Annotated in this window: 18 protein-coding genes and 1 tRNA gene; 9 read left to right on the plus strand and 10 right to left on the minus strand. The window is 29.5% G+C overall.

Annotated features, from left to right (window positions below; all coding sequences use genetic code 11):
* Nucleotides 1-333: 333 nt before the first annotated feature.
* Together Q0C16_RS04835 and Q0C16_RS04840 are read right to left on the minus strand one after the other, a co-directional pair.
* Nucleotides 334-418, minus strand: a tRNA-Leu gene (locus Q0C16_RS04835).
* Nucleotides 419-464: 46 nt separating this feature from the next.
* Nucleotides 465-755 (minus strand): hypothetical protein, encoded by a 291-nt coding sequence (locus Q0C16_RS04840; RefSeq protein ID WP_292320021.1) that lies wholly within the window; start codon nt 753-755, stop codon nt 465-467.
* A gap of 198 nt (nt 756-953) precedes the next feature.
* Here Q0C16_RS04840 and Q0C16_RS04845 point away from each other — a divergent pair, with 198 nt between their 5' ends.
* Nucleotides 954-5,642: a NosD domain-containing protein gene (locus tag Q0C16_RS04845; RefSeq protein WP_292320023.1), complete on the plus strand. Its 4,689-nt coding sequence runs from the start codon at nt 954-956 to the stop codon at nt 5,640-5,642.
* A gap of 20 nt (nt 5,643-5,662) precedes the next feature.
* Here Q0C16_RS04845 and Q0C16_RS04850 read toward each other — a convergent pair whose 3' ends face one another.
* Entirely contained in the window at nt 5,663-6,469 is an 807-nt protein-coding gene (locus Q0C16_RS04850) for an MBL fold metallo-hydrolase (protein WP_292320025.1), read from the minus strand.
* A gap of 54 nt (nt 6,470-6,523) precedes the next feature.
* Nucleotides 6,524-7,438: a methylisocitrate lyase gene (prpB, locus tag Q0C16_RS04855; protein ID WP_292320027.1), complete on the minus strand. Its 915-nt coding sequence runs from the start codon at nt 7,436-7,438 to the stop codon at nt 6,524-6,526.
* A gap of 172 nt (nt 7,439-7,610) precedes the next feature.
* Here prpB and Q0C16_RS04860 point away from each other — a divergent pair, with 172 nt between their 5' ends.
* Entirely contained in the window at nt 7,611-8,459 is an 849-nt protein-coding gene (locus tag Q0C16_RS04860) for a putative RNA uridine N3 methyltransferase (protein WP_292320029.1), read from the plus strand.
* Between the two features lie 111 nt (nt 8,460-8,570).
* Complete coding sequence (locus tag Q0C16_RS04865) at nt 8,571-9,290, plus strand: PD-(D/E)XK nuclease family protein (protein ID WP_292320030.1); 720 nt, start codon at nt 8,571-8,573, stop codon at nt 9,288-9,290.
* A 131-nt stretch (nt 9,291-9,421) separates the two neighbouring features.
* Here the strand turns inward: Q0C16_RS04865 and Q0C16_RS04870 are convergent, their stop codons facing one another.
* Both Q0C16_RS04870 and Q0C16_RS04875 read right to left on the minus strand, forming a co-directional pair.
* Nucleotides 9,422-10,060, minus strand: coding sequence for a class I SAM-dependent methyltransferase (locus Q0C16_RS04870; RefSeq protein ID WP_292320032.1), 639 nt, complete (start codon nt 10,058-10,060; stop codon nt 9,422-9,424).
* Nucleotides 10,061-10,543: 483 nt separating this feature from the next.
* Nucleotides 10,544-11,326: an SDR family NAD(P)-dependent oxidoreductase gene (locus Q0C16_RS04875; protein WP_292320033.1), complete on the minus strand. Its 783-nt coding sequence runs from the start codon at nt 11,324-11,326 to the stop codon at nt 10,544-10,546.
* Nucleotides 11,327-11,623: 297 nt separating this feature from the next.
* On the opposite strand from Q0C16_RS04875, the gene Q0C16_RS04880 reads away from it, so the two are divergent.
* The 5 genes from Q0C16_RS04880 to Q0C16_RS04900 all read left to right on the plus strand — a co-directional run bounded on the left by Q0C16_RS04880 (nt 11,624) and on the right by Q0C16_RS04900 (nt 17,324).
* Entirely contained in the window at nt 11,624-13,627 is a 2,004-nt protein-coding gene (locus Q0C16_RS04880) for a 3-hydroxyacyl-CoA dehydrogenase/enoyl-CoA hydratase family protein (protein WP_292320035.1), read from the plus strand.
* A gap of 6 nt (nt 13,628-13,633) precedes the next feature.
* Nucleotides 13,634-14,821: an acetyl-CoA C-acetyltransferase gene (locus tag Q0C16_RS04885; RefSeq protein WP_292320037.1), complete on the plus strand. Its 1,188-nt coding sequence runs from the start codon at nt 13,634-13,636 to the stop codon at nt 14,819-14,821.
* A gap of 69 nt (nt 14,822-14,890) precedes the next feature.
* Nucleotides 14,891-15,718: a hypothetical protein gene (locus Q0C16_RS04890; protein ID WP_292320039.1), complete on the plus strand. Its 828-nt coding sequence runs from the start codon at nt 14,891-14,893 to the stop codon at nt 15,716-15,718.
* A 75-nt stretch (nt 15,719-15,793) separates the two neighbouring features.
* Entirely contained in the window at nt 15,794-16,315 is a 522-nt protein-coding gene (locus tag Q0C16_RS04895; protein ID WP_292320041.1) for a hypothetical protein, read from the plus strand.
* 526 nt (nt 16,316-16,841) lie between these two features.
* Entirely contained in the window at nt 16,842-17,324 is a 483-nt protein-coding gene (locus tag Q0C16_RS04900) for a hypothetical protein (protein WP_292320043.1), read from the plus strand.
* Between the two features lie 347 nt (nt 17,325-17,671).
* On the opposite strand, the gene Q0C16_RS04905 is transcribed toward Q0C16_RS04900, so the two are convergent.
* The 3 genes from Q0C16_RS04905 to Q0C16_RS04915 all read right to left on the minus strand — a co-directional run bounded on the left by Q0C16_RS04905 (nt 17,672) and on the right by Q0C16_RS04915 (nt 22,347).
* A complete protein-coding gene (locus Q0C16_RS04905; protein WP_292320045.1) occupies nt 17,672-17,806 on the minus strand; it encodes a hypothetical protein in 135 nt (44 codons plus the stop codon).
* Between the two features lie 17 nt (nt 17,807-17,823).
* A complete protein-coding gene (locus Q0C16_RS04910; RefSeq protein ID WP_292320047.1) occupies nt 17,824-18,930 on the minus strand; it encodes an AAA family ATPase in 1,107 nt (368 codons plus the stop codon).
* A gap of 69 nt (nt 18,931-18,999) precedes the next feature.
* Nucleotides 19,000-22,347: a NosD domain-containing protein gene (locus Q0C16_RS04915; RefSeq protein WP_292320049.1), complete on the minus strand. Its 3,348-nt coding sequence runs from the start codon at nt 22,345-22,347 to the stop codon at nt 19,000-19,002.
* A gap of 299 nt (nt 22,348-22,646) precedes the next feature.
* Here Q0C16_RS04915 and Q0C16_RS04920 point away from each other — a divergent pair, with 299 nt between their 5' ends.
* Nucleotides 22,647-23,357 (plus strand): metallophosphoesterase, encoded by a 711-nt coding sequence (locus tag Q0C16_RS04920; protein ID WP_292320051.1) that lies wholly within the window; start codon nt 22,647-22,649, stop codon nt 23,355-23,357.
* 25 nt (nt 23,358-23,382) lie between these two features.
* Here the strand turns inward: Q0C16_RS04920 and Q0C16_RS04925 are convergent, their stop codons facing one another.
* Nucleotides 23,383-23,976, minus strand: a complete 594-nt coding sequence (locus Q0C16_RS04925; RefSeq protein WP_292320052.1) for a DUF996 domain-containing protein — start codon at nt 23,974-23,976, stop codon at nt 23,383-23,385.
* Nucleotides 23,977-24,123 lie beyond the last annotated feature (147 nt).

Below are 24,123 nucleotides of genomic sequence, written 5' to 3' on the forward strand. Positions count from 1 at the left end.
ATGAAAGTTAATGGGTTTTTGTGAAATATAAAAAATTAAAAAGTTTTAATTAATTTAAATATTAACTAAATGATAATTCTAATTACTATAATAATTTGATTCCTCATAAATAAGCTAATATATAGATTATATAAGTGAGGATCTTAATATATTTGCATATATTAATATCTTCTTAAACAATATTTAAATATATTATTTAAAAATAATAGCTAATAGTTCTGTTTATTTTAACTGATCGAAAGCTGAAGATAAATCTTATAATGTTTCATATATTCGTTACTACACCTTATATTAATGTTAATTATACAGAGATATTTCTATTCTACATTAACATGCGGAGGGTGGGGTTTGAACCCACGCAGGCCTACGCCAACGGGTTCTAGGCCCGTCCCCTTTGGCCAGGCTCGGGCACCTCCGCTCATAATTAATGTTTATACAAAGGATTAAATATAATTTTTGCTCAATTATTTGTTTATGGCAGAATTTTCAATTTTTCTTATATCTGTTAATATTTTAATTTTTTCAATTGCAATCCTAGATTTCGGAGTTAACATATAACGTAAAACATAAAGACCTGAAAGGGGGATATAAATTGTTCTTGACTCATTAAATCCGCACAAATTACAATTTACTTGGTAGTTAATCTCTATATAAGGTTCATTGTCTTTCATAATAGGCCCATCTATTTCATATTTGAAGTCCGCTGGTGCATTGCAATATGGGCAAATGCCTGGTTCTATTATCTTTTCTTTCAAAATCTACCCCCCTTAATCAATAATAATTGTGTATCCCAGGGTTTAAGGGGGGTAATCCTATGCTTATTGCTAAGATTATATAATGAAAAATTTAATATTGTTACTCATTATTAAGAAAATATATGCTGTAAATGTATACACTATAAAACTAAAAGTGTATTAATTAGATTTTTTACTTATCAAAAGAGTTGAATTAAAATGAAAAGAAAAATTTTTAGGTCGCATATTAAATTAAAGGTAATTATACCTATCTTTATAGTTTTACTTGCTCTACTTCTTTTATTTCCCATAAGGATTTCTAAGGCTAGTTCTAATCAAATTATATATGTTCCACAGCAATATTCAAGTTTACAAGATGCCATAAATGCAGCAACACCCGGAACAACAATCTACGTCTCCCAAGGATACCTCTATAATGGATCTATATTAATTCAAAATAAGCAAGATTTGACAATTATTGGTCAAGGAAACGTTGTATTAAACTATGGTGGGTATGGAAATACAACAATAATAGATTCTTCTTACATAACAATTGAAAACCTAAATATCAGTGGGGGTTTAGATATAAACAGTTCAAGTCAAATATCTTTGAAAAATGTAAATGTTTCAGGAATTATTTCGTTACCTAACCAAGTTTTAGGAGATGACTTATTGGTATACGATGTTAATTCTTTATATATGCAAAATGTTATAGCTTATTGGACTATGCCTGGAATGACTTATACAACTTACCAAGGAATCAACATTACTGATTCTTCAAACCTAACTTTAAATAATGTCATAAGCTATGCTTTGAGCGGTTACGGTGTTTATATAGATAACAGCAATGGCCTAACAATGCAAAACGACCTCTTTAATTCACCATCGAATGGAGGTATAGGAATTGGATTAGTAAATTTAACAAAGGCAGTTCTAACAGATGTAAATTCAAATCAAAGTTATCAGCTATACGTTTTAAATGTCAGCTCACTTAGCATTAATAGAATGGATTATTCTTCCAGCTACCAAACTGGTGGCGCAAACATAACAAATGTAAATCAATTAACTATTAATGATGCGAATTTTAATGGATTAAGCATTTCACAAATTTTTAAAACAACTCTTAACAATGTATTAGATTTGGGAAGCCTTAGCATTAATGGAGTAGGAAGCCTTACATCTGCTATTCTTAATAGTGTTTCAGTATACCAATACGTAGATATTAGCAATTTATCAAGCATTTCTTTAAATAACATAAAAGTATATAATACTAATTTCCAAACGAGTACTACATACGGTTTATATTTAACGAACTTCCAAAATTCGCAAATAACTGATTCAAACATATGGGGAGGAATGAATATAACGAATGGAAATTATTTAAACATAACTAACTCACTAATACCTTCCAATAACACATATGAATATTATAGTGATTATGTTTTATTTAATAATATAAATACCATAGCATTAAGCAATGCTAGCCTAGGAGGCGATGGTGTTTTAGTCTCAAATGGAAATTCTTTAAGCTTAAATAATTTAAAAGGATTTTATTTGAATGGTTTTTCTATAAATAATTATAATTCTGTTGAATTTAATATAGTAAATGTTTCCACATCTTCATTTTCAATAAGCAACTTTACAAGTTTTTATGCAATTAATTCGTATTTAAATAGCGAGCATGGAATGAATATAACTGGAAAAACAGGGTCGTCAATATTATTAAAGAACTTTAATTTAGAAGCAGATTATGCACTACCATACACTGACGGAATTACCATATATAACGTTTATAACTTTACAGCAGTAAACTCTGTATTCTCATCTCACGATGGAATGGGAGGAGTAGGAATTTATACCGATGGAATACCCTACATATACTTAAATAATGTTAAATCTGTTGGCTGGTTTGGCTATTATGGTGGAATGGGAATTTGGTTAGTAAATCCAATAGATGCCACAATTGAAAACACTAATGTTACAGGTATAGATACTCAGACCTCATTTAGTTATGCGATGTTAGGACAAACCGGTATAATGATTACGGGTTCTTCTAAGTTAATTTTAACCAATTTGATTGTTAACTCTTTTAATGATGCAGTTAACATAACTGGGAATTCAAATGGAGTTACTTTGTCTAAGGTATCAACAAAATCATTTAACGTAGGTATATTTGTTGGCAATGCAAATACTTTGTCTCTTAATAGTATAAACGTTTATGTTTCATCACAATCGCCATCTTATGGAATATATTTAAATAACATTAATCAAGTAAACGTAAACCAAGTTAATTTAATCGGAAAGTCAAATCAAATAGAATACACGAATTTTGAAATAAATAATGGAAAAAGCCTAACGATAAGCTATTTAAACAGTAATACATCAGGCACAGGTCCTTATATTGGTTTAAATGTTTTCAACTATTCTACTCTGGCTTTATCAAATTCAAACGTTTACGATGGCATATATTTAACGGATGTGCCATATATAACAATGAATAACATAAATGCTGGTCTCTCAACTTATTATGGAATAGCAATATATGCACTTTCAGTATTAAATGGTAAATTTAATTATATAAATGTTTTGAGAAATGCTATGATATCTAGCACTGGAATGGAATTAACTGGTATAAGAGGTAAGTCTGTTTTTTCATTAAATCAGATAAACTCGCAAAGTGATATATCTATTGATAAAGCATACAATGTTTCTGTAGCTAACACAAAAACTGATGGACTTTTCATTTCTAATTCGTATGTTTCAAATGTTTATTTAGCTGACTCAAGTGGAGGTATATCTTTTAATGCCGTTAATTTAGTTTACTTAACACAATCATCTTCTGATGGTATTTCTGTATCGTATGCTAAAAATGCTTCTCTGAATAATTTAAATTCTATTGCAACAAATCAAAATAGCAATTCCAATGGTATTTCATTTTATAACGTTACATATGCTAACTTAAACAATGCTAATTCATTAGGATGGAACGGATCATCAGGTGTTTATGCGTCATACGTTGCCTTCTTGAATTTGAATAACGTAGTATCAGGTGGAGGAACTGGTATTGATGTAAGCTATACTAACAACATTAACATTAAAAATGATAATGTTAAATATGGCGGAATAAATATTTTAGGATATCCATCGTCTACAGTAACAATTGAAAATGTTTTTACAAATGGCGGAATAAGGATATTTAACTCCTATACATCAACGCTAACGAATATTAACGATGTAGGCAAGATAGAGGCAGACAATACAATATATTTAACCATGTCATCAATTAACATAGTTTCTAAAGGTCAAGGCATATCTATAAGCAATTCAAACAGTTCAAAATTATTTAATATAACATCATTAAGTCAAGGGGGAATTTCTATAACAGGAAACAAAAATTCCATAATATCAATAAATGATGTGATATCTAAAGGTAACATGCCATACAATACTTATGGACTCTCAGTTAATAACGGTGAAAGCCTATCTTTAAATAACTTCTTCTCATCTGAAGGAATTTCAATAAGTTCTATAAACTACATTAAAATTGAAAACGTAATTTCAAATGTAAACAACGGGAATCAAGCAGACGTTTATGTAAATAATAACAATAATTTAAACGTATATAACCTAACCGAAAGCATTTATAATGGTACTTTCCAAGGTATGAGCACAACTGGTCTTAACATAATTAACTTAAATCAAGGAAATGATAATCTGCTAGATGTAAAAATTAATGCATATTATAGTAACCCTAATGTTTCAACTAATGGAATTAGTATATCTAATGGAAATAGCATAAGTATTGAAAATTCATATATTAATTTGCCTCTGGTAAATGCAAGTTCATCTGGTTATGATATATATATTTCTTCTTCTAGAAGCAGTTCTTTAAGCAATTTAGTCTTAAATGGAGCGAATTCTATATCAATACATAACAGCAATACGACAATAAATGAAGTAAGCCTAACATACTCATATTCTGGAATTAATTTAGGCAATAGTAAATCCGCAATCATTTATTTGGTAAAATCAGTTGCTAATGGAAACACTTCAGGAGGAAGCATATTTGCAAACAACGTTTCTTCCCTAAAAATTTATGAAACCTTATCTATTGGGGGATTATATGGAATTGTAACTGTTAACGATAACCCGTTAATTTATAACAATACTGTAGAAAACTCAGTTGATGGTATTATGTCTGAATATAGTAAAAATACAACAATATTTGAAAATTATGTAGAAAATACAACAAGCGGTATAAATTCAGTTTATTCAACAAATGTGACAATATTTTCAAACGAAATTATAGGAAATAAATACGGTATAGGATTGATTGGTGTAAATCATGCCTATGTTTATCTTAATTATTTTAATAACAGTAAAAATATTTATGTCAGTAATTCAAATGTTACATACAATACAGAAAGCAAGGTAAAATATACATTTAATGGAAACAGCTTCACAAACTATCTTGGCAATTACTGGTATGGCTATAAGGGAAGCGAAATAGATAGCGAAGGTATTGGATCTAAGCCTTATAATACTACTTTTGGACTGGATAACTACCCATTAACTTCAAACCCATCAAGCTATCAAGTAACAGGTATTTCAACAACTCAGGTTACAACTCCAACAATCACCGTAACAACCAGTATAACAAACACAACAACTACGAGTCCTACACAAACAACTACACCTATTTCAACAAGCTCAACGACTAGCTCTTATACATCAAGTTCAACACCTATTTCAACAAGCTCAACAAGTACCCAAACATCTAGTACTTCTAGTAGTAAGACATTAACCAGTAAAGCACCATCTTTTACAGGATCATTAACTGTTGGAGTTGTTATAGCAATTGTCATTATAGCTGGAGCAGGGTTTATGATTTTAAAAAGGAAAAAATAAATTAAAAATATTATTTTTATTTAAATTATTAATTCTTTTCCAACACCAGCATCTTTAAATGAACTAGGGAAGCTCCTCTTCAGCAATGATATACCATCTATTCCAGTACAATGAGTACCTGCAACTATCTTAGGAGATTTTGTATTCAAATATGAAACTATTGTATTCAATCTCTTATCATCAAATCCCATGAAGTGAAGTCCACCTATTATTCCTTTAAGTTTATTTTGCCCCGTTATCTTTAAACCATATTCGACTATATTTTCTATACCCGCATGACCACAACCTGTCAAAATCAAAAGACCATCTTTATCTATTATGTACAAAGCCATATCATCTGGTATTTCATCTATTAGTCCTCCGGCATGGCTTGGACCCCAGTTTCTAGGTATATATCCTGATATGATTATATTTTCTTTCAATTTATATGGTGAATCGATAAGAATCAGTTCCGCATTTTTCTTTTCTAGGTCTTCTTTTGTAAAGTTAACTCCAACGTTTACTTCTCCTTTTTCATCCTTTGCCCTTGCAGGTGAAAAGAGATTTTTATGTGCAATAATTTTTATAGGTCTTTCCCTTTCATTTAAAAACTTCATTAATCCTCCTGTATGGTCTAAATGCCTATGGCTCAACACCAAGTATTCAGGCTCATTAACATCAATATTAAGAGCCTTCATGTTGTTTAGCAAAACATTTCCGCTTAACCCTGTATCATACAATAACTTATAGTCATGCAAATATGCTGCAAAACCCCACTCGCTAAGCAATTTATCTCTTAATGAAGTTAACGAAGTCACATAATTATCAACTAAAATGGTAAGTTTCATCTCTTACACCTATTTAAAAATAGATTTTAAACCTTAAATTTATTTAAAATTTTATTACCTTTTCTCCTTTTTAACTATTTCATCTCCCTTCTTTGCAAATTCATTGTCTCTTTTCTCATATTCATAATATCCTATTAAATTGTAGAATTCCTCTCTGCTCATTATTTTATCTAAAATGAACTTCTGGGTTCCCTTATCTTTAATTTCAATTAATGTATCTTTCATTGCTTTCATAGCGGCTCTGAAAATTGTTACAGGGAAGATAACTATTTTAAAACCGGCTTCTTTAAATTCTTGTACAGTTATGTAAGGTGTTTTTCCGAATTCTGTCATATTAGCTAGTAAAGGTGCCTTGACTTCTTTGGCAAATAATTTGAATTCTTCTAAATTAGTCAATGCCTCTGGAAAAATTACATCAGCCCCTGCCTCTAAGTAAAGTTTTGCCCTTTCTATGGCTGCCTCAATACCTTCAGTTGCCCTTGCATCAGTTCTAGCAACAATTAACATGTCTCTTCTTGCTTCATTTGCAGCAACAATTTTCTTTACCATGTCTTCTGGAGAAATCGTTTTCTTTCCTGATAGATGACCGCATTTTTTAGGCATGTCTTGATCTTCGATTTGTATAGCAGCAGCCCCTGCCTCTTCTAACTCCTTTACTGTTCTATAAACGTTTAATGACTCTCCGAACCCAGTATCCGAATCAACAATTAAAGGTATATTTATAACATTAGTTATCTTTCTTGTTGAATCATATAGTTCTGTAAAAGTTATTAAACCAAGGTCAGGCATTGCAAGACTTCCTGTTAACGCTGCACCAGATAAATAAGCAGATTTAAATCCCATGCTTTCGACTAGTAATGCAGAAGCAGGATCAAAAACACCAGGAGTTATTAATATATCTTCCTTTTTCAATAATTCCCTTAGTTTCTCTCCAGGAGTTTCAAGCTTTCTTTTAAATAAAAACGCCATCTAAGCTCACCAATTAATTAATTGAACTTAAATTAATAAGCATTATTGAATAAAAATAAAGCTTAAATTCATTAAATACTCAATTATAATTGGTGATATATATGGGAGGAAGACAAAAAACAACTCTATTTTCAACGAGCAAGAGGGAGGAAGAAAACAAAGGTAAAAAGAAGTGAGCTGTAATAATTTCCCTCCTTTGCGGAGATATAAAAAACTCATTGTTTTATTACCTCCAAGCATTTTATCAGTCGAGGATAGTTTAATCGATAAAACAAACAAAGCAGGTTTTATTTCCAGGATCTTATCAATATTCAGAGTTGATGAAGTAATCCTATACAAGGATGAGGAAACAAGAGATTTTGATGAGAAAATGCTTAACTTAATACTAAATTACCAAGTTATACCTCCACATATAAAGAAGAAGGTGATAAAAAAAAGCAAGATATTAAAATATGCAGGTATTTTGCCCCCACTAAGGTTAGTTAACCATGATCCTCCAAAAAAAGCTGAAGTAGGAAAAATATTGGACGGCTATATTGAGAAATGCGATAAAGATGATTGTCTGATTTACCTAGGATTGTTAGGAAAAGGGGTTTTAGATAGGAAAAAACTTAATAATAGCGATAAAAACAGTAAAATCATTACAGTTAAAATAAAATCAACTAATGGAAAAATTTTACTTGAAAAAGCTTCATGGGGAAACCTCTATACTGGATATAAAGTATCAAAAACAAATGAACTAAAGAAGGAAATAAATAAGCTAAAAAATGATAAGAATTTAATAATAGGAACAAGCAAATTAGGAGATTGTTTTGATAAAAAAATTCAAGATAATTTAAAGAATGATATTGATAAAAGTAATGGTATAGCCCTTATTTTTGGTGGACCTCATGCTGAGCTATATCAACAAAGAGAAGAATTTGATTACATTTTAAATACAGTTTTGAATCAAGGAACTTTAACTGTTAGAACTGAAGAAGCATTAGCTATAACACTTTCTTTATTTAATTACCTTGTATGACAATTGTTAACCCCCCAGTTAACAATTATCTAAACTTATGCTTAACGTAATCTTAAAGAAGAAAAATATAAGGTTTAAAAACCTATAATATAAAGAGAAAGGTAACTAAAAGTGAAATCTGAGGAACTAAAGGAAGAAATAAAAAAGATATTACTTGATAATCCGTCTATAATAGCAGACGTTATAGTATCGAAACCTGAAATAATTTATCAAGTACTTGCAAAGCTTACTCCATGGCAAAGTCTTGCAACAAAAGATGATATTAGAGAAGTAAAAAATTCGCTTTCAAAGTTAGAAATAAAGGTCACAAGCTTAGAGGAAAAAGTAGAGGATATAGATAAACAGTTTGCTACTAAGGATGATATATCTAAATTGGTTACAAAGGAAGAGGCTAAACAGTTTGCTACTAAGGATGATATATCTAAATTGGAAAGCATTATAAATGCTATAGGTGCTAGATGGGGAATCATGTCAGAAAGTTCATTTAGAAACGGCATATATGAAATCTTAAAAGATATTGGCTGGGAAATTAAAAATGAAATAATATATGACAGAGAAGGATATGTATATAATGAGCCCTCAGAAATCGAAATAGATATTGTAATTAAAGACGGAAATACTATGATAATAGAAATAATGTCATCGTTAAAGAGGAGTGATCTGCCAATAATAAAAAAGAAGACTGAGCTTTATGAGAAGAAAAACGGAGTTAAAGTAAATCAAATAATTGTTATTACTCCATTTATACATGATAAATATCAAGATCAAGTAATAGCTATGGCAAACAGTATGGGAATAAAGATAATTACTTCCTTAGATAACATCAAATAAAACTATTATAATTCACTTCTAACTCAATTCCCCTAAATCCCATAGAGTAAGTTCTTCAATTTTTAATATAGGGCTGTCAGAATAAATAATTAGAAAACCTTTACTTAATTAAATCTTAATTATTTAGAATTTTATGATTTTGTAGCCTTTATAACAACAAATCCAGCATCTTTGTAATAACCTTTTTCTACAAAATCGATAGTCTCTTCCTTATCTGGATTTTGAAATAAAGTAGAATATATTTCATTATAATTAAAACCTGTTTCTTCTAACATATCTAATATCTCACTATATGTATAGAAAGTAGCATATTTATAAAAAGGGTTTCCTTTTTCTTTAAGAATCTCATAGTAATTTCCCCACTTGCTTTCTTTGGGAACAAAACCTATTATTATATTTCCTTTATTTTTTAAAATTCTATTGCCTTCTTTAAGCGTTTTTATAGGATCGTCTAAAAAGCATATCGTTATCAATATATAAATAGTATTAAATTTATTGTTAGAAAAAGGTAAACTTTCTCCAACGCTTCTTATTACATTCACTCCTCTACTTTTGGCTATTTTAAGTAACGATTCTGAAGGATCAATTCCTAAATCAATATTTAAAGGTTTAGCAAATCTCCCACTACCTACTCCTATTTCTAATGATGGCCTGTAAGTTCTATCCATAGCGCTTTTAACAGCATTTAATTCGTATTCATAAATAATTCTATGCTTGTCATACCATTGATCGTATCTCATTGCATATATATCAAATATGTCGAAAACCAATTCCACCCAATTCATATTTATAAGAGAAAATTAATTAATGTTTAATCAAGTTTAGGAAATTTTTTAATAAAATAGATATTAATGTGATTTTTAAAATTTATTTATTAACTTATTGTTATGTTATAGAATTCAATTTATTATCAATTAGGGCAAAACAATATGCTTTGTATTATATTAATTTCCCGTTTATTAGAATTAAACTCTTACTTTCATAACTTTTAATATCTAATAATATAGAAACTTTCGAAATTTCTTTTAGAAATCGGTCCTTCATATAAAAATTTCGTTTAAAAGATTTAAATACCATTTGAGAGAAAATAAACTACAACCTTATCTTTTTAAGGTATAATGTTTTTAAAGTTTGCTCCAAAAATAAATTGAGAACATTGACAATCAAATGAACTATGCTTTATAGAATAGGGCTGAGTGTTAATATAAAATAAGTATCTTACAATTCTCTATATCAATGGAGTTAATTTTTATTCATTCTCTCTTATATACACTTCCAGGTGTTAAAGATGCCCCTGCATCAACTGTTATTACTTGCCCAGTTATTCCGCTAGCTTCTTCGCTTGCCAAAAATGATACTAAAGATGAAACCTCATCTTCACTTGCTAATCTATTGCTTGGTATGAAAGAAAGGTAATTCTTTTCAGAGTCTTTATATCCAATTGAATCAAGCCATTCAAAATAGCTTTTTCCTAGCTTAGTTTCAATAAAACCTGGAGCAACAACGTTTACAGTTATATTATATTTTGCCATTTCTATTGCTAATGACTTCGCTAAACCTATCAAACCGGCTTTTGCTGCACTGTAAGCAGTTAAATACTCAGCGCCATAAATTCCGGCTATGCTGCTTATGAAAATTATTCTTCCCCATTTCTTATTCATCATATTATCGATTAACAGTTTTGTAACATAAAAGCTTCCTGTTAAATTTGTCTGTATTTGCTTAAACCATGAATCATAAGTTAAATCAGCAAATTTAGAGGAAAAACCAACCCCTGCATTATTAACTAATATATCAATTCCTCCATATTTATCCCTTATGTAATCTGCCATCTTTTCTACATCTTCTTTATTTGATATATCTGCTTTTATCATATCACCTTTACCATTTCTCGATTTTATCAAATCTAATGTTGACTTTGCCTCGTCTTCTCTTTTCCTATAACTTATTATTGTAAAAATATTTTGAGAAGAAAGTCTTAATGCTATTGCCCTTCCTATCCCTCTATCTCCTCCAGTAACTAAGGCAAACCTCATATTAAACACCGGGGTCATGCAGCGTTTTCCTACATTACCCTCTCGGGTTCAGGTCCCGGATTCCTAATCATACCCCAGCTTTAATTAATTTTAGATATTAATATCTATTTCTAAAAGAATCTTCTAATTTCATTTATAAAGTTTATTTGATCAAAAAAATGTTAAACAATTATTAATTATCTTAATCAATAACAAACCATGTACAATTATAAACTTTTCATTTAGGAACTATATGAATGCCATCTTTCTGAATATTTATATTGTTTCTTGGGAAAAATAAAATCAAAGGTGAAATTCATGGAAATAAAAAATGTAGCTGTTTTAGGATCAGGAACCATGGGACAAGGAATTGCAGAAGTTTTTGCAATATATGGATACAACGTTAAAATGGAAGATATATCTGATGAAATATTGAATAAAGCTTTAAAGAAAATCAAGGAATCCTTAGTTAAACTAGAGCAAAAAGGACAGCTTTTTGGTAAAACATCTGATGAGGTTATGTCTAGAATAAGCACATACACAACTATAGAAAATGCCGTAAAAGATGCTGATTTAGTAATTGAAGCAGTGCCTGAAAACCTTGATTTAAAAAAGAAAATATTTGCTGAAGTAGAAAAATTTGCTAAAAGAGAAACTATTATAGCAAGCAATACATCGAATATTAGAATAACAGATATAGCCAAGGATTTAAAATATAAAGATAGGGTAGCAGGACTTCACTTCTTTAATCCACCTGTATTGATGAAATTAGTTGAAGTAATTAAAGCTGAAGATACATCAGAGGAAGTTATGGAAATCCTCGTTGATGTAGTTAAAAAGATAGGTAAATATCCATTAAAGGTAATGAAAGATACACCCGGTTTTGTTGTTAATAGAATTAACGCCCCAGAAAGCTTGCTTTTCTGTTTATATATAGACCATAAGGTTGCAACGCAAGAAGAAATAGATGCATACTTTAAATCCCAAGGTCTACCAATGGGGCCCTATGAATTGATGGATTACGTTGGTATAGATGTAGTTTATGATTCTCTAGAATACTTTGCAAAAACTTTAAATCCATGTTACGGAAAATGTAATACAATTAAAGAACTCTATAATAATAAGATGTTAGGAATGAAAACCGGAAAAGGGTTTTATGATTGGTCTAAAGGTAGGCCCTTTATAGACGTTAAAAAAGCAACAGATAAAGTATCAATGATGGATGTATTAGCTTTGGAAATTAATGAGGCAGTTAAACTAATTGAGCAAGGAATCGCAACACCAGAAGATATAGAAAATGGCGTAAAATATGGAATGAATAGACCTTATGGACCAATATCTGTAGCGAAGAGCTTTACCAGCATGGAAATTAAGTCAAAGCTTGAAGAGCTTGCGAGCAAATTCAATTGCGATGTCTTTGAGCCAGCTGAATCAATTAAAAACGGATTATTAAGAGATGCTATAGAAGGCAGATTGAAGGTAAAAGGTGTAGAAGAGAAGAAGGTAAAAGAAGAAGCAAAGGTAAAAGAAGAGAAGGTTCTTTCAGCTCAACAATTTAATACAATAAAGGTTGAAAAGTATGAAAGTAAAGTTGCTAAGATCATATTAAATAGGCCAAAGTATAATTTGATAAGCGGAGAGCTTTTGGATGAATTGGAAAAAGCAATTAAATATCTTTGGAATGACCCAGAAGTAAACGTTATTATAATAACTGGCGAAGGAAATGTATTATCAGCTGGGGCTGATTTAAATGAATTTGTAGGAAGCAGTTTCCAGTTCTTAGAAAATTCTAGAAAAGGGGAAAGGGTATTCCAACTGCTTTCTGAAATGCCAAAGTTAACAATAGCAGTTATGAAAGGCTATGCATTGGGAGGTGGTTTTGAGTTATCATTAGCATGCGATTTAAGAGTTGGAACCGAAGATGTACAAATAGGATTCCCAGAAATTACCTTAGGCTTAGTCCCAGGGTGGGGAGGCTCTCAAAGGCTATCAAGGATTGTTGGCTTAGGGAAGGCGATGGAATTGATAGTAACAGGTCAAAGGATTACAGGAAAAGAGGCCTACTCAATGGGCATATTGAATAAATTATATAAGAACCCTGATGAAGAAGTTATGGAATTTGCCAAATCGATAGCACAAAACTCAGCACCGGTTGCTGTTGCAATGGCAAAGAGGCTTCTAAACAAGGGATCACAAGTACCAATAGATGTTGGTTTAGAAATGGAATCATTTGCAATGGGAGTTTTGTTCTCTACTGAAGATTTAAAGGAAGGAATTATGTCATTCCTACAGAAGAAAAAGCCAGAATTTAAAGGAAGGTGATATGTAATGGAAGAAGTTTATCTAGTTGACTTCTTGAGGACTGCCTTTTCAAGGAGCAGGCCTAAAGAGCCTGATAGAGATGTTTTCAATACAATAAGGATGGATGATGCTCTTGGAATGCTTATAAAAGAAGTTGTTAAGAGGAATAACATAAACCCCCATGATATTGGTGATGTAATAACAGGCTGTGCTTTGCAAGTAGGTGAAAACTGGCTATATGGAGGAAGGCATCCGGTCTTTTTGGCAGGACTACCTGTCGAAGTTCCAAGTATGGCAATTGATAGGCAGTGCGCTTCTTCAATGAATGCAATAGCTATTGGAGCAATGGAAATAATGACAGGCAATTCTAAAATCGCCTTAGCTGGTGGAATGGAGCACATGACTCATATACCTATGTCTGACAACCCACATATTGAGATAAACCATAAACTTCTCTTTAAACCTGAATATGCAAAATATCAACTAAACATCGGGTACAGCATGGGTTTAACAGCTGAGAAGCTGGCTGAAATAAATAAAATAACGAGAGATGAAATGGATGAATTCGCTTTAAGGAGCCATAAATTAGCCTCAGAAGCTTTAAAGAATGGATGGTTCAAAGGTGAAATCTTACCTATTCAAGTAGAAAGCAAAGGAAAAATGATAACAGTTGATACTGACCAAAGCATAAGGCCAGATACGACTTTAGAACAGCTCAAAAAGCTACCACCAGCATTTAAGCCTGACGGAGTTATAACAGCTGGTAATTCATCACCATTAAATGCAGGGGCATCTTTAACAATGCTCATGAATGAAAAGACTATGAATGAATATGGATTAAAGCCAATGGCTAAAATAATATCTATAGGCTGGGCAGCTGTTGACCCTAGTATAATGGGAGAAGGTCCTGTGCCAGCAACAAAAAAGGCATTAGAAAAGGCTAAGATGAATGTTGAGGACATAGATTATTGGGAAATTAATGAAGCATTTGCTGTTGTTGTGTTAAATGCCGTCAAGAAATTAGGGATAGATATTAATAAGGTAAATATACATGGAGGAGGAATATCTATAGGCCATCCACTAGGAGCAACGGGAGCAAGAATTGTGGGTACATTAGCTAGAATTCTAAAGGAGAAAAATGCAAAATATGGTGTAGCAACCCTATGCGTTGGAGGAGGGCAAGGCTATTCAATAATACTTGAAAATGCTTCATAATAAAATTATTCTTAATTATATTAATATAAATTTATATTTTATTTTAATATAAATTTATGTGGGAAAATTATGAGAACAAAAAAGGTAATCTTTACGTTAGTTATAATTGCTATAGCGCTTCTATTAATATTAATGAGATTTCAAAATAATTTTTACAAGGTTAGCATAAAGAATTCTTCGCTAACAAATCAGTTTGCAGTATATTATGGAGATAGTGTTAACTCCAGTATTATAAATTACCTAAACAAATACAAATTGGTCATATTAGAACCCTGGGCATTCAATTCTTCACTTTTAAATAAAATAAAAGCAATTAAGATAGCTTATATTGATCTAGGTGAATATGATAACTCTTCTTTAGGAAATTGCACAGTTAACGTTTCTCAAATAGCTATTGGCTATGATTCTCAATGGAACCAAACAGTAGTTAACGTATCAAGCCCTATTTGGGAAAGATACATAGTATGCGAAGTAAACTACTCATTGAAAGAGGGTTTTCAGGGAGTTTTATTTGACGATGTTGATGATGCAGAAATTTATAATTTAAGCCAGGGAATGATAAATATAATAATTGGAATCAGGAAAATGTACCCTAACATAATAATTGGAATCAACAGGGGCTTCTTTATTTTGCCAAATGTTTCAAAATACATAAATTTTGTATTATATGAAGACTACGGCACAGTAGTTTCTGGTATTGATGAGGTAAAGTTTGTAAGCAATGTAAGCGAAATAATCTCAAGGACTGAATATATTAAAAGCTTAAACATTACCATTTACGCTTTATCTTATGCCGTAAACAAGTATGATAAGTATTATAATTACAGCATTTTATTAGCTATAAAAAATGATGTTCCTATTTATATATCAAACTGGAATGTAAGTGCAACATGGTAATTTATCATTTACTTAAATTAACAATACTGAATAAACTTATTAAATACAAAATCAGATGAAATATAGGGTTTAAAATTGATCTATGTGTGTAATGATGGCTCTTATGGAATAATAGCAGCAGTTCGTAGGGAAACAAAGGAAGCAAAGATAATAAGACTTAGACCAATAGATGACGTTTCTGTATTGAGCATACCTATAAAAAATTTAAGATACCAAAGACCAATGTGGACAATTTTATTAAGGCTTATAATTATCATAGTTTATTTTGGAGTTATGGTATGGTTCGCATCAAACACAAAAGCAATAAACAATCCTCCCTATGAAGCAGCATTATCTTTTGCCTTAGTAGCTATAGTAGCAGCAGTTTTAGCTGTTGTTAGAAGGTATAGAAGGAACTCATTTACAAATCCTAATCAAGCATGCAGCAAAGTGGAAAGCTGGCAGAAAATAGGTTCAGTAAAATACATAAGTAAGAAAAGAGTTGGTTTTACAAATTATAATATTATTTCTTTAAAAGTGGGTACTGAAGATTATACAATAGCATTAACTGATAAAGAATTGAACAAGTTAAAACAGCAAGGAATAATGATATTTTAATATTAATTTAGCAATATAAAACATATAGTTAAGTTTTTACAATATATATAATTCCGATTACTAAGTTTCAATAATCTTTGAAATTAGCAAATGTGAGTAAAAAAGAAAGCTTTTTTAGTTCGCTCTAGTGAATAAACTTGTATTAAATTATTATTAATTTTGAGATATAATAGTGCTCTTATACAATACTTATAATTAAGTTTGAAATAATAAAACACAAACAATGTAATAGCTCAAGTAACACAAAGGAGATGGTAGTTTACTAAGGGGTGCAATAACATAGACAAGAAATAATATCAAAATATTAATAAAGTTTGAGATTAGCATTCATTACGTTTATACATGCGATATAACAATGTTATTTGTATAATTAGAGACTTTTAAAACTATTCACCTTATGTTAAAATATTTTATTAAATTTCATCTGTCAATTATAAATTAAATTTTATATTTATGCCTACCGTATTTTTAGCCAATAACAAAAATTTATAATGCTAAAAAGTAAATCTTGTAATAGGATGGGCCTATGGTTGGAAAAAACAACAAAACTAATAAAATAAGCAGAAATATAATATTTTATGCAGCAATTACAATAATTGGTATAATTGCTATGGGTGGAATATATTATTATTTTAGCAACCAGTTTCATAAATTTACCCTATTTAGTTCCAAATTAATTGTAAATTGGCCTTTAAACTATGGAGATGTTCTTCTCATAAACTTCACAATACCAAATTCAAGCAAATATGCATATGTAACAGGGTCTTATATATCATCTAATAATGTGATATGTGATATCTTAAATCAAAATCAATATGAATTATTAATAAAAAATTTTACTGAATTTGTAAAATCAAAGGATTACGTTTGGTCTTCAGGAAATAGCAAAGGGTTTGGATTATTTGTTAAACTACCTCCCGGAAAATACTATATAATATTTTATAACAATAACACAAATACTCAAGATGAACTTTCTGTTCTTAATGACATAACTTTATATTATAAATGATTATAACATTTGTTAAGAATTATGTTTTAGAAAAAGATATTAAAAGCCCTGCTCCTTTAAAATATTAACATATAATTTCAAATAAAATAAATAACTCAATTTTAACATGGCTATAATAAATCATAAGAAATTTTTAGAATAAGTTATTAGTGTATTAATAGGACACTATTAAAATAAGCATTAACTAAAATAAGTAAATTAAAAATTGTAAAATAAGATCATAGTTATTATGCTTTCTAATATTCCTAAGGATTTATAAATAAAATTATGTAAATTCCATAAGATTTTTCTAATTATTAGTATATAAATTAATATTTTAATTTAAATATTTTTTAATGGTAAGAATATTATTTCATAGTGTGCTCTCCTTTGCATATATTAATTTTATGATTATTAATCGGGAAGTCTTTTCTCTTTATTAACCTTCTTATGAATTCTGGAGAATATGTATCTTCAGTTATTAGTGCTATTTTTAATTGCATCAAAATCACTATTATGATTAAAAATAATATGAATAAAAAATATGCTCGCTTAAGGTTAATCCTTCTTCTGCTAATTTATTTTTGATTTGTTCTGAATTCTCAAAACGTTCAGCAACGCTTTCACCCGATTTTTTATGAAGCATTACTACATCTGATGGTTCAACTAGATCTATTACCATAGGAGAATGGGTAGTTACTATAGCTTGTGTTGTTTGAGAATATTTTAATTCATCTATTAATCTCTCAATAAAGTTCAAATGAAGCGAATTTTCAATTTCATCAATAATAACTAGTGAAGGTTTTAATATTTCTATAGTTGAAATTATTGTTAGCATCTTCACTACTCCCCATGGTATCGCTGAAGAGTGCAAAAAGATTTCTCTATTATTAATATTTTCCATCATATTAAGCACTAAATTTCCTTCAGGTGTTGCTTCAATTCTTAGTTTTAAGTTTAGCTCTTCAAGCATTTCAGTTATCTGCTTTGGAAGATTACTTAAATATGGTAAAATAATATTTGCAAGACCAAAGCCATCTTCCCTTAAAACATTAGGATAATTTGTTGGAACAGGACTTAAAGCTGCTTGAGGATTTATTCTTAGTACAGCAATATCATTGCCAAATTTAATCAGAAAATTACTAATGAGATCTTGAGGAATTTGCACAGGCGAAGCAAATAAGGTGAAAGAAAAACCAGGCCAAGGAGATACAAAAAGGTGAAAGATACTCATTGATGGATTCATCTTACCTTGCTTATCATCAACACTTATATCTCCACCTTTTTTAACTAGCTTGTGATTACCATAATTGAGTTCTTCTTCTAGAACCTGCAAACCATTTGAACCATTAACGGAAATACCATAATAATAATCATCAGCTTCTAGCTTTAGTTCAATATTAAGCCTTTCATCATTCATGTAAACAGCATTGTTATATCCTCCCCATCTCCTAAAAGGATATAAAGGATAAGAGCTGGGCTTAACTAATTCTTTTAATAAAATAAATGCATCAACTAAATTACTTTTACCAGCTCCATTGGGGCCAACAATTACATTAATTTTACCCAGGTTTAGTTCGAGATCTTTGAGACTCTTAAAATTTTTAATTCTTATCTTCTTTAACAATAAATGCCACCCTCTTTTATTTATAATAAGGTAAGGTTATAAATTGGTTTAAAAATTATAATATTCAATTTAACTCCTTCTTATTATAATAACAGCCGCAGCTATAACCACAACAGCTACAACAACAGCTATTACTATTGTCATTATTGAAGATTTATGTGAAATTAACGGAGCAGTTGAACTACTTGTAGAAATATTGCTTGTTTGTGTAGGTGTTAGTGTAGAGGAAGTAGATGTTTGTGTAGGTGTTAGTGTAGAGGAAGTGGTCGTAATTTGTGATGTAGATGTAGTTGAACTAGAACTTGTTGTTGGCAAAGAAGTTGTTGTTGTAGTAGTAATGCTTGTTGTAGTATAGTTAATTTCTTGAGGATATTTTAGGGGATAATAATCCGTTGAATTAACTCCTATAATATAGGGTTTACTGCATATATCTTGCAATGAAGGCATAGGAGAGCAAGTTTGAGAAAATCCATTTCCATTGGGAGAAAGCCAAGCATTTCCCCCTATAACGTTACCTCCTAAAATGTTTATACCTTGATGAAGAGAGATGTTAAAATAAGCCCATGACAATATAATATCTAAATTGTTTGTATTATTAAATATGTTATTGTAAATTAAATCACCTTGTGAATTGCTAAGAACTAGACCATAATAACTGTTGTTTTCAATTATAGAATCGGTTAATATGTTATCAATTCCTCCTAAAGACATTCCGTATCCATTATCCTTTGCTGTTAAATTTTCTAAAACATTGTGATTCCCTCCAATAACAAAACCAACACTATTTTCAGAAATTGTTCCTGAGCTATCATTTATTACTGCAACAGAATTAATTGATGAGTCATTTATAAAAGCTCTAAATATTCCATATAGGTTATCAACAATAAAAACATCTTGTATCGTGTCGTTATCACTTATTTCATAGTTGCCATTTATATAAAAACCACCTTGATTATTATACTTTATTAAAATATTTTCTATTGTATTGTAATTGCCAGTTATGTAAATATTGCCTAAAAATTGATGTTCTGCTACTACATTTTTTAAAGTATCAAAATTTCCAGTTATGTAAATATTTCCCATATTAGATTTTGAAAATTCTATAATTCCTGATACTGTATCATTATCACCCCTTAAGTTTATTGAATAAAGGTATTCGTTATTGGTTATTATATTGCTTATAAAAGAATTATTAACATTGTAAAGCAATGCACCTATTGTTGCATTACTTAAGTTAGAATTTTTTATGTATAAGTTTCTTGAATTAAACGCTATAACTTCTCCGGCATTGTTTATCAAAACGTTTGAAGTATCGTTTAAATAAACAAGAGGTCTCCCGTTTACTGTTGAATCCTCAATAGTAACGTTTAATGATTCCAATGATAAGTACACCCCTCCATCTATAAAGGTTATATTTCTCACAACTAAGCCATCTCCTTTTGAATAAAGACCATAATCGTTTATTTTTGCCTCCGAATCATTTACAATGTCTTGATTTCCTATAATATTGAACCCGTAACCGTTATGAATAGCTTTTACTTCATATAATATATTATTGTTTCCAGTTATGTTAAAAGCATAACTATTATTAGACGAAGTAACGTTAATTATCAAGTTTTTATTACCAGTTATGTTAATTCCTGCTAACAAGAAATTTTCAATATAAGCATTAGTAACTTTATTGTAATCTCCTGTTATGTTTATCCCATTATTTACCTCATAATATATATTATTTTCAGCCAGCACATTATTTAAATTATTGTAATCCCCATTTATAATAATTCCATCTTGGCCTGCGTTTTCTACATAAAAATATGAAATTTTGTTATAATTACCTTTAATGTATAATCCCAATACATTATTATTATCTGAAGTTATATTTTTAATAACGTTGCCTGATCCGCTTATATTGAAACCGTAAAGGTTAAGGTCTTCCTGAATACTTGTAATTAGATTATCGCTACCATTTAAGCTGAATCCTATTAACATATTATTATATAATGTAACGATTGAAACTTTATTGTATAATCCTTCCATAAAGAATCCATATCTATTTAGGCTTACGTTTATTTCATTTATTGTATTATTTATACCGCTAACGTTAAGACCATAGGCATTATCTATAGATACTATATCTTTTATTTCATTATAGTTACCGCTTACATTCATTCCAATGGAATAACCCCTAACATTTATATCCTTCAAACTTGCATTGTATATTTCATTATAATTACCGGTAACGCTAAGGCCAGAGCCATAATCATCATTTGCTATAATGTTTTCTATAATGTTATAGTTACCTGTTATGTTAACACCATATGCTGTCATTTGTGTTTCTATATCTCTTATAACATTATGATTTCCTAGTAAATGAATTCCGTAAAATGTATCTAGAGTTAAATTAGCCGTTTCAATTAAATTATAGTTACCTTCTACATAAATTTCCTGATTAGAACTTCCAGTAACATTTTTTATTGTGTTGTTATTTCCTACGATATAAATACCGTAAAGATAATCGCTACCTGAAATGTTAATCAATCTAGAAAAATTAACATTATAGAGCTCTGCTCCAACAGCACTACTTCCCAAATTCATGTTATATAGACTTAGATTTCTTGAATTAAACGCTATAACTTCTCCGGCATTGCTTATCAAAACGTTTGAAGTATAGTTAAGGTAAACTAATGGTTTATCATTAACAGATACGCTATTTATTGAAAAGTTTTTAGAATTTGGGGTTAAGTATACCCCTCCATTAGTTAATTTTATATAATCTAATCTTACATTACTGCCATTAATATAAAGGCCTGAACCGCTATCTATTATGTTTGAGTTATTAATTAATATATTATTTCCTGTTGCATTTATTCCGTATATGAAATTATCTAGTAAAAAGGCGTTTTCAACGTTTATTTTACTGTTATTGATACTAATTACTACCCCATCAAATAGACCTTTTATATTTTCTATAGTGATATTATGTCCATTTGCTGATATTCCTATATTAAAGTCTGATAATGACATATTTTCTATTATAATATTATGAGAGATTGGACTTATGTATATTCCTGTTCCGTTAACAAAGCTCATACTTAAAGAATTTCCTTGGCCATTAAGAATGACATTATTTGAGAAAATCCCAATACAATATCCTTTTCCCTGTATACCCTGTATACTATTGTTTAAAATGTAATACCCAGGAGCTGTTATGTTTGTACAGGAGTTTATGAAGCTTTCATTACTTATGCTTTGAGCATAAGCTGTAATAGGTTTTATTAAATGAACTGGCATTATGCTTATTGCTATTATAATAGAAAGAATAATAAATATCTTTTTTGTATATTTTATAAAATTATCAGAATTAGCTAATATTTTTTTAAGGGAAGAATTAATGAGGTTGTGATATGATACGCTCAAGTTATACCCCCAGTTAGTTTTACAGAAAAGAAATTTTAAATTTTATTATAAATTTACAGTGGGAAAATTCTTAATAAAATTTAAAATAAAAAATAATCGCTAGATATCATGAAAAATATATGGGATCATTTTATTAAGGTTTATAAATTTATGTGTTTCTACATTACCCTTAATGGCCTTTCAATTTTCTTTTAACCATTAAAAAGATAAATCTTACCAAATTAAACAATTTTTATTAATAGATATGCATTATTTAAAAATAATAAGTCTCTTTAATATAAATTTTGGAGGGAAATAATTTGCGTTTATTATTTGTAAGTGACATTCATATGAATTTGAAGATGTATAAAGGAGTCGATGAGTCTTATGCAATGATATGGTTAAATAAATTAATTGACAAAATAAAACCAGATGTATTATTATCTGCAGGAGATTGGGATAAGGATGTAACCCCAAAGGATTTTTCGATAATAAGCAGTAAGGTTAAGCTCATAACAATTTACGGAAATCATGAAAACTTCAATATTATTAAAGATTATTCAATTAAGGATGGAAAAGTCATTAAGCTAAACAATATTAGCATTTCAGGCATCAATGGATTACTTGAAGAAAAAGTATCTTTTTTATGGAAAAATATTAAAGAAGAAAATATTATTGAAAGCTATTTGAAAAAAATAATTAGGGATATCAAAAAATATACAAATAACCTTGATATATTTATTTCACATCAACCTCCCTTTTTACCAGAAGTTTACCCAAGCATGATTGAAGACATATATAACAAAGCCATGTTGAATTTTATTAAAGAACTAAGACCTAAGCTTTATTTAAATGGTCATATGAAACCCTGCTATTCCTTTTACGAATTCCCATATGGTACCAAATATTTAAGAGTAGATAGTTCCCAAAGTTGTAAGCATTTTGCCATAATAAATACAGAAAATTCTGAAGTAGTTGTTTACTATGATGATAAATATAAATTTAGAGAAATACTTTCTTTTAAATTTTAGTAAAAATTTGAACAAATAACATTGTTTATTGATTTGTATTCGTTGTTATAGGCATATTGCTAACAACACTTAATTCATGAAATGCTAATATAGCATAAATGTCTCCAATTATAATTATGATAATTCCAACAACTATTATAGCTAATAACGTACCATACCAATATAGCTTTCCAACACTTTCAAAACTTTTTACGCCTGATGATTTAGATAACTGAAAATAAGACTCCTTTATATAATAACCATAGATTATCAATATAGCATATGCAAGTATTAATATAATAATAACTAAAGGAAGGCCCAAACTTAATGTAGTAGGAGAAAAACCACTTGTAAAAATAGCTACAATAAATGTAACTGCAATTATTGCTAACAATATTGATCCTGCTATGGCCGCAATTAGTCCCTTTATTGCATTATCAAATATTAAATTGTTTTTATAAGCTTGAGAAAGCTCATAAAGAGAAACAAGAATTAAAATATATCCAATAAGTGAAAGAGCTATTCCTACAAAGGACGCCAAAAAATTTAAAATAAGACCTAGTATAATAAATATTGATCCTGCTAAACCCAAATTACTAGCAGAATTTATTTTTCCTCTGTCATATTCATTAATTTGCATTTTAAACACCCATATGCTTGTTATTTTCTACTATTATATATTTTATATTTTATTATAAAATTAACATATTCAAAACAATTTGATAATGGTTTTTCATTATCATTATTTAACAGCATATAAACTTTTATTAGCAAAATTGTTAAAAAT

The sequence above is a fragment of the Caldisphaera sp. genome (assembly GCF_023256325.1).
In the GTDB taxonomy this organism is placed as follows: domain Archaea; phylum Thermoproteota; class Thermoprotei_A; order Sulfolobales; family Acidilobaceae; genus Caldisphaera.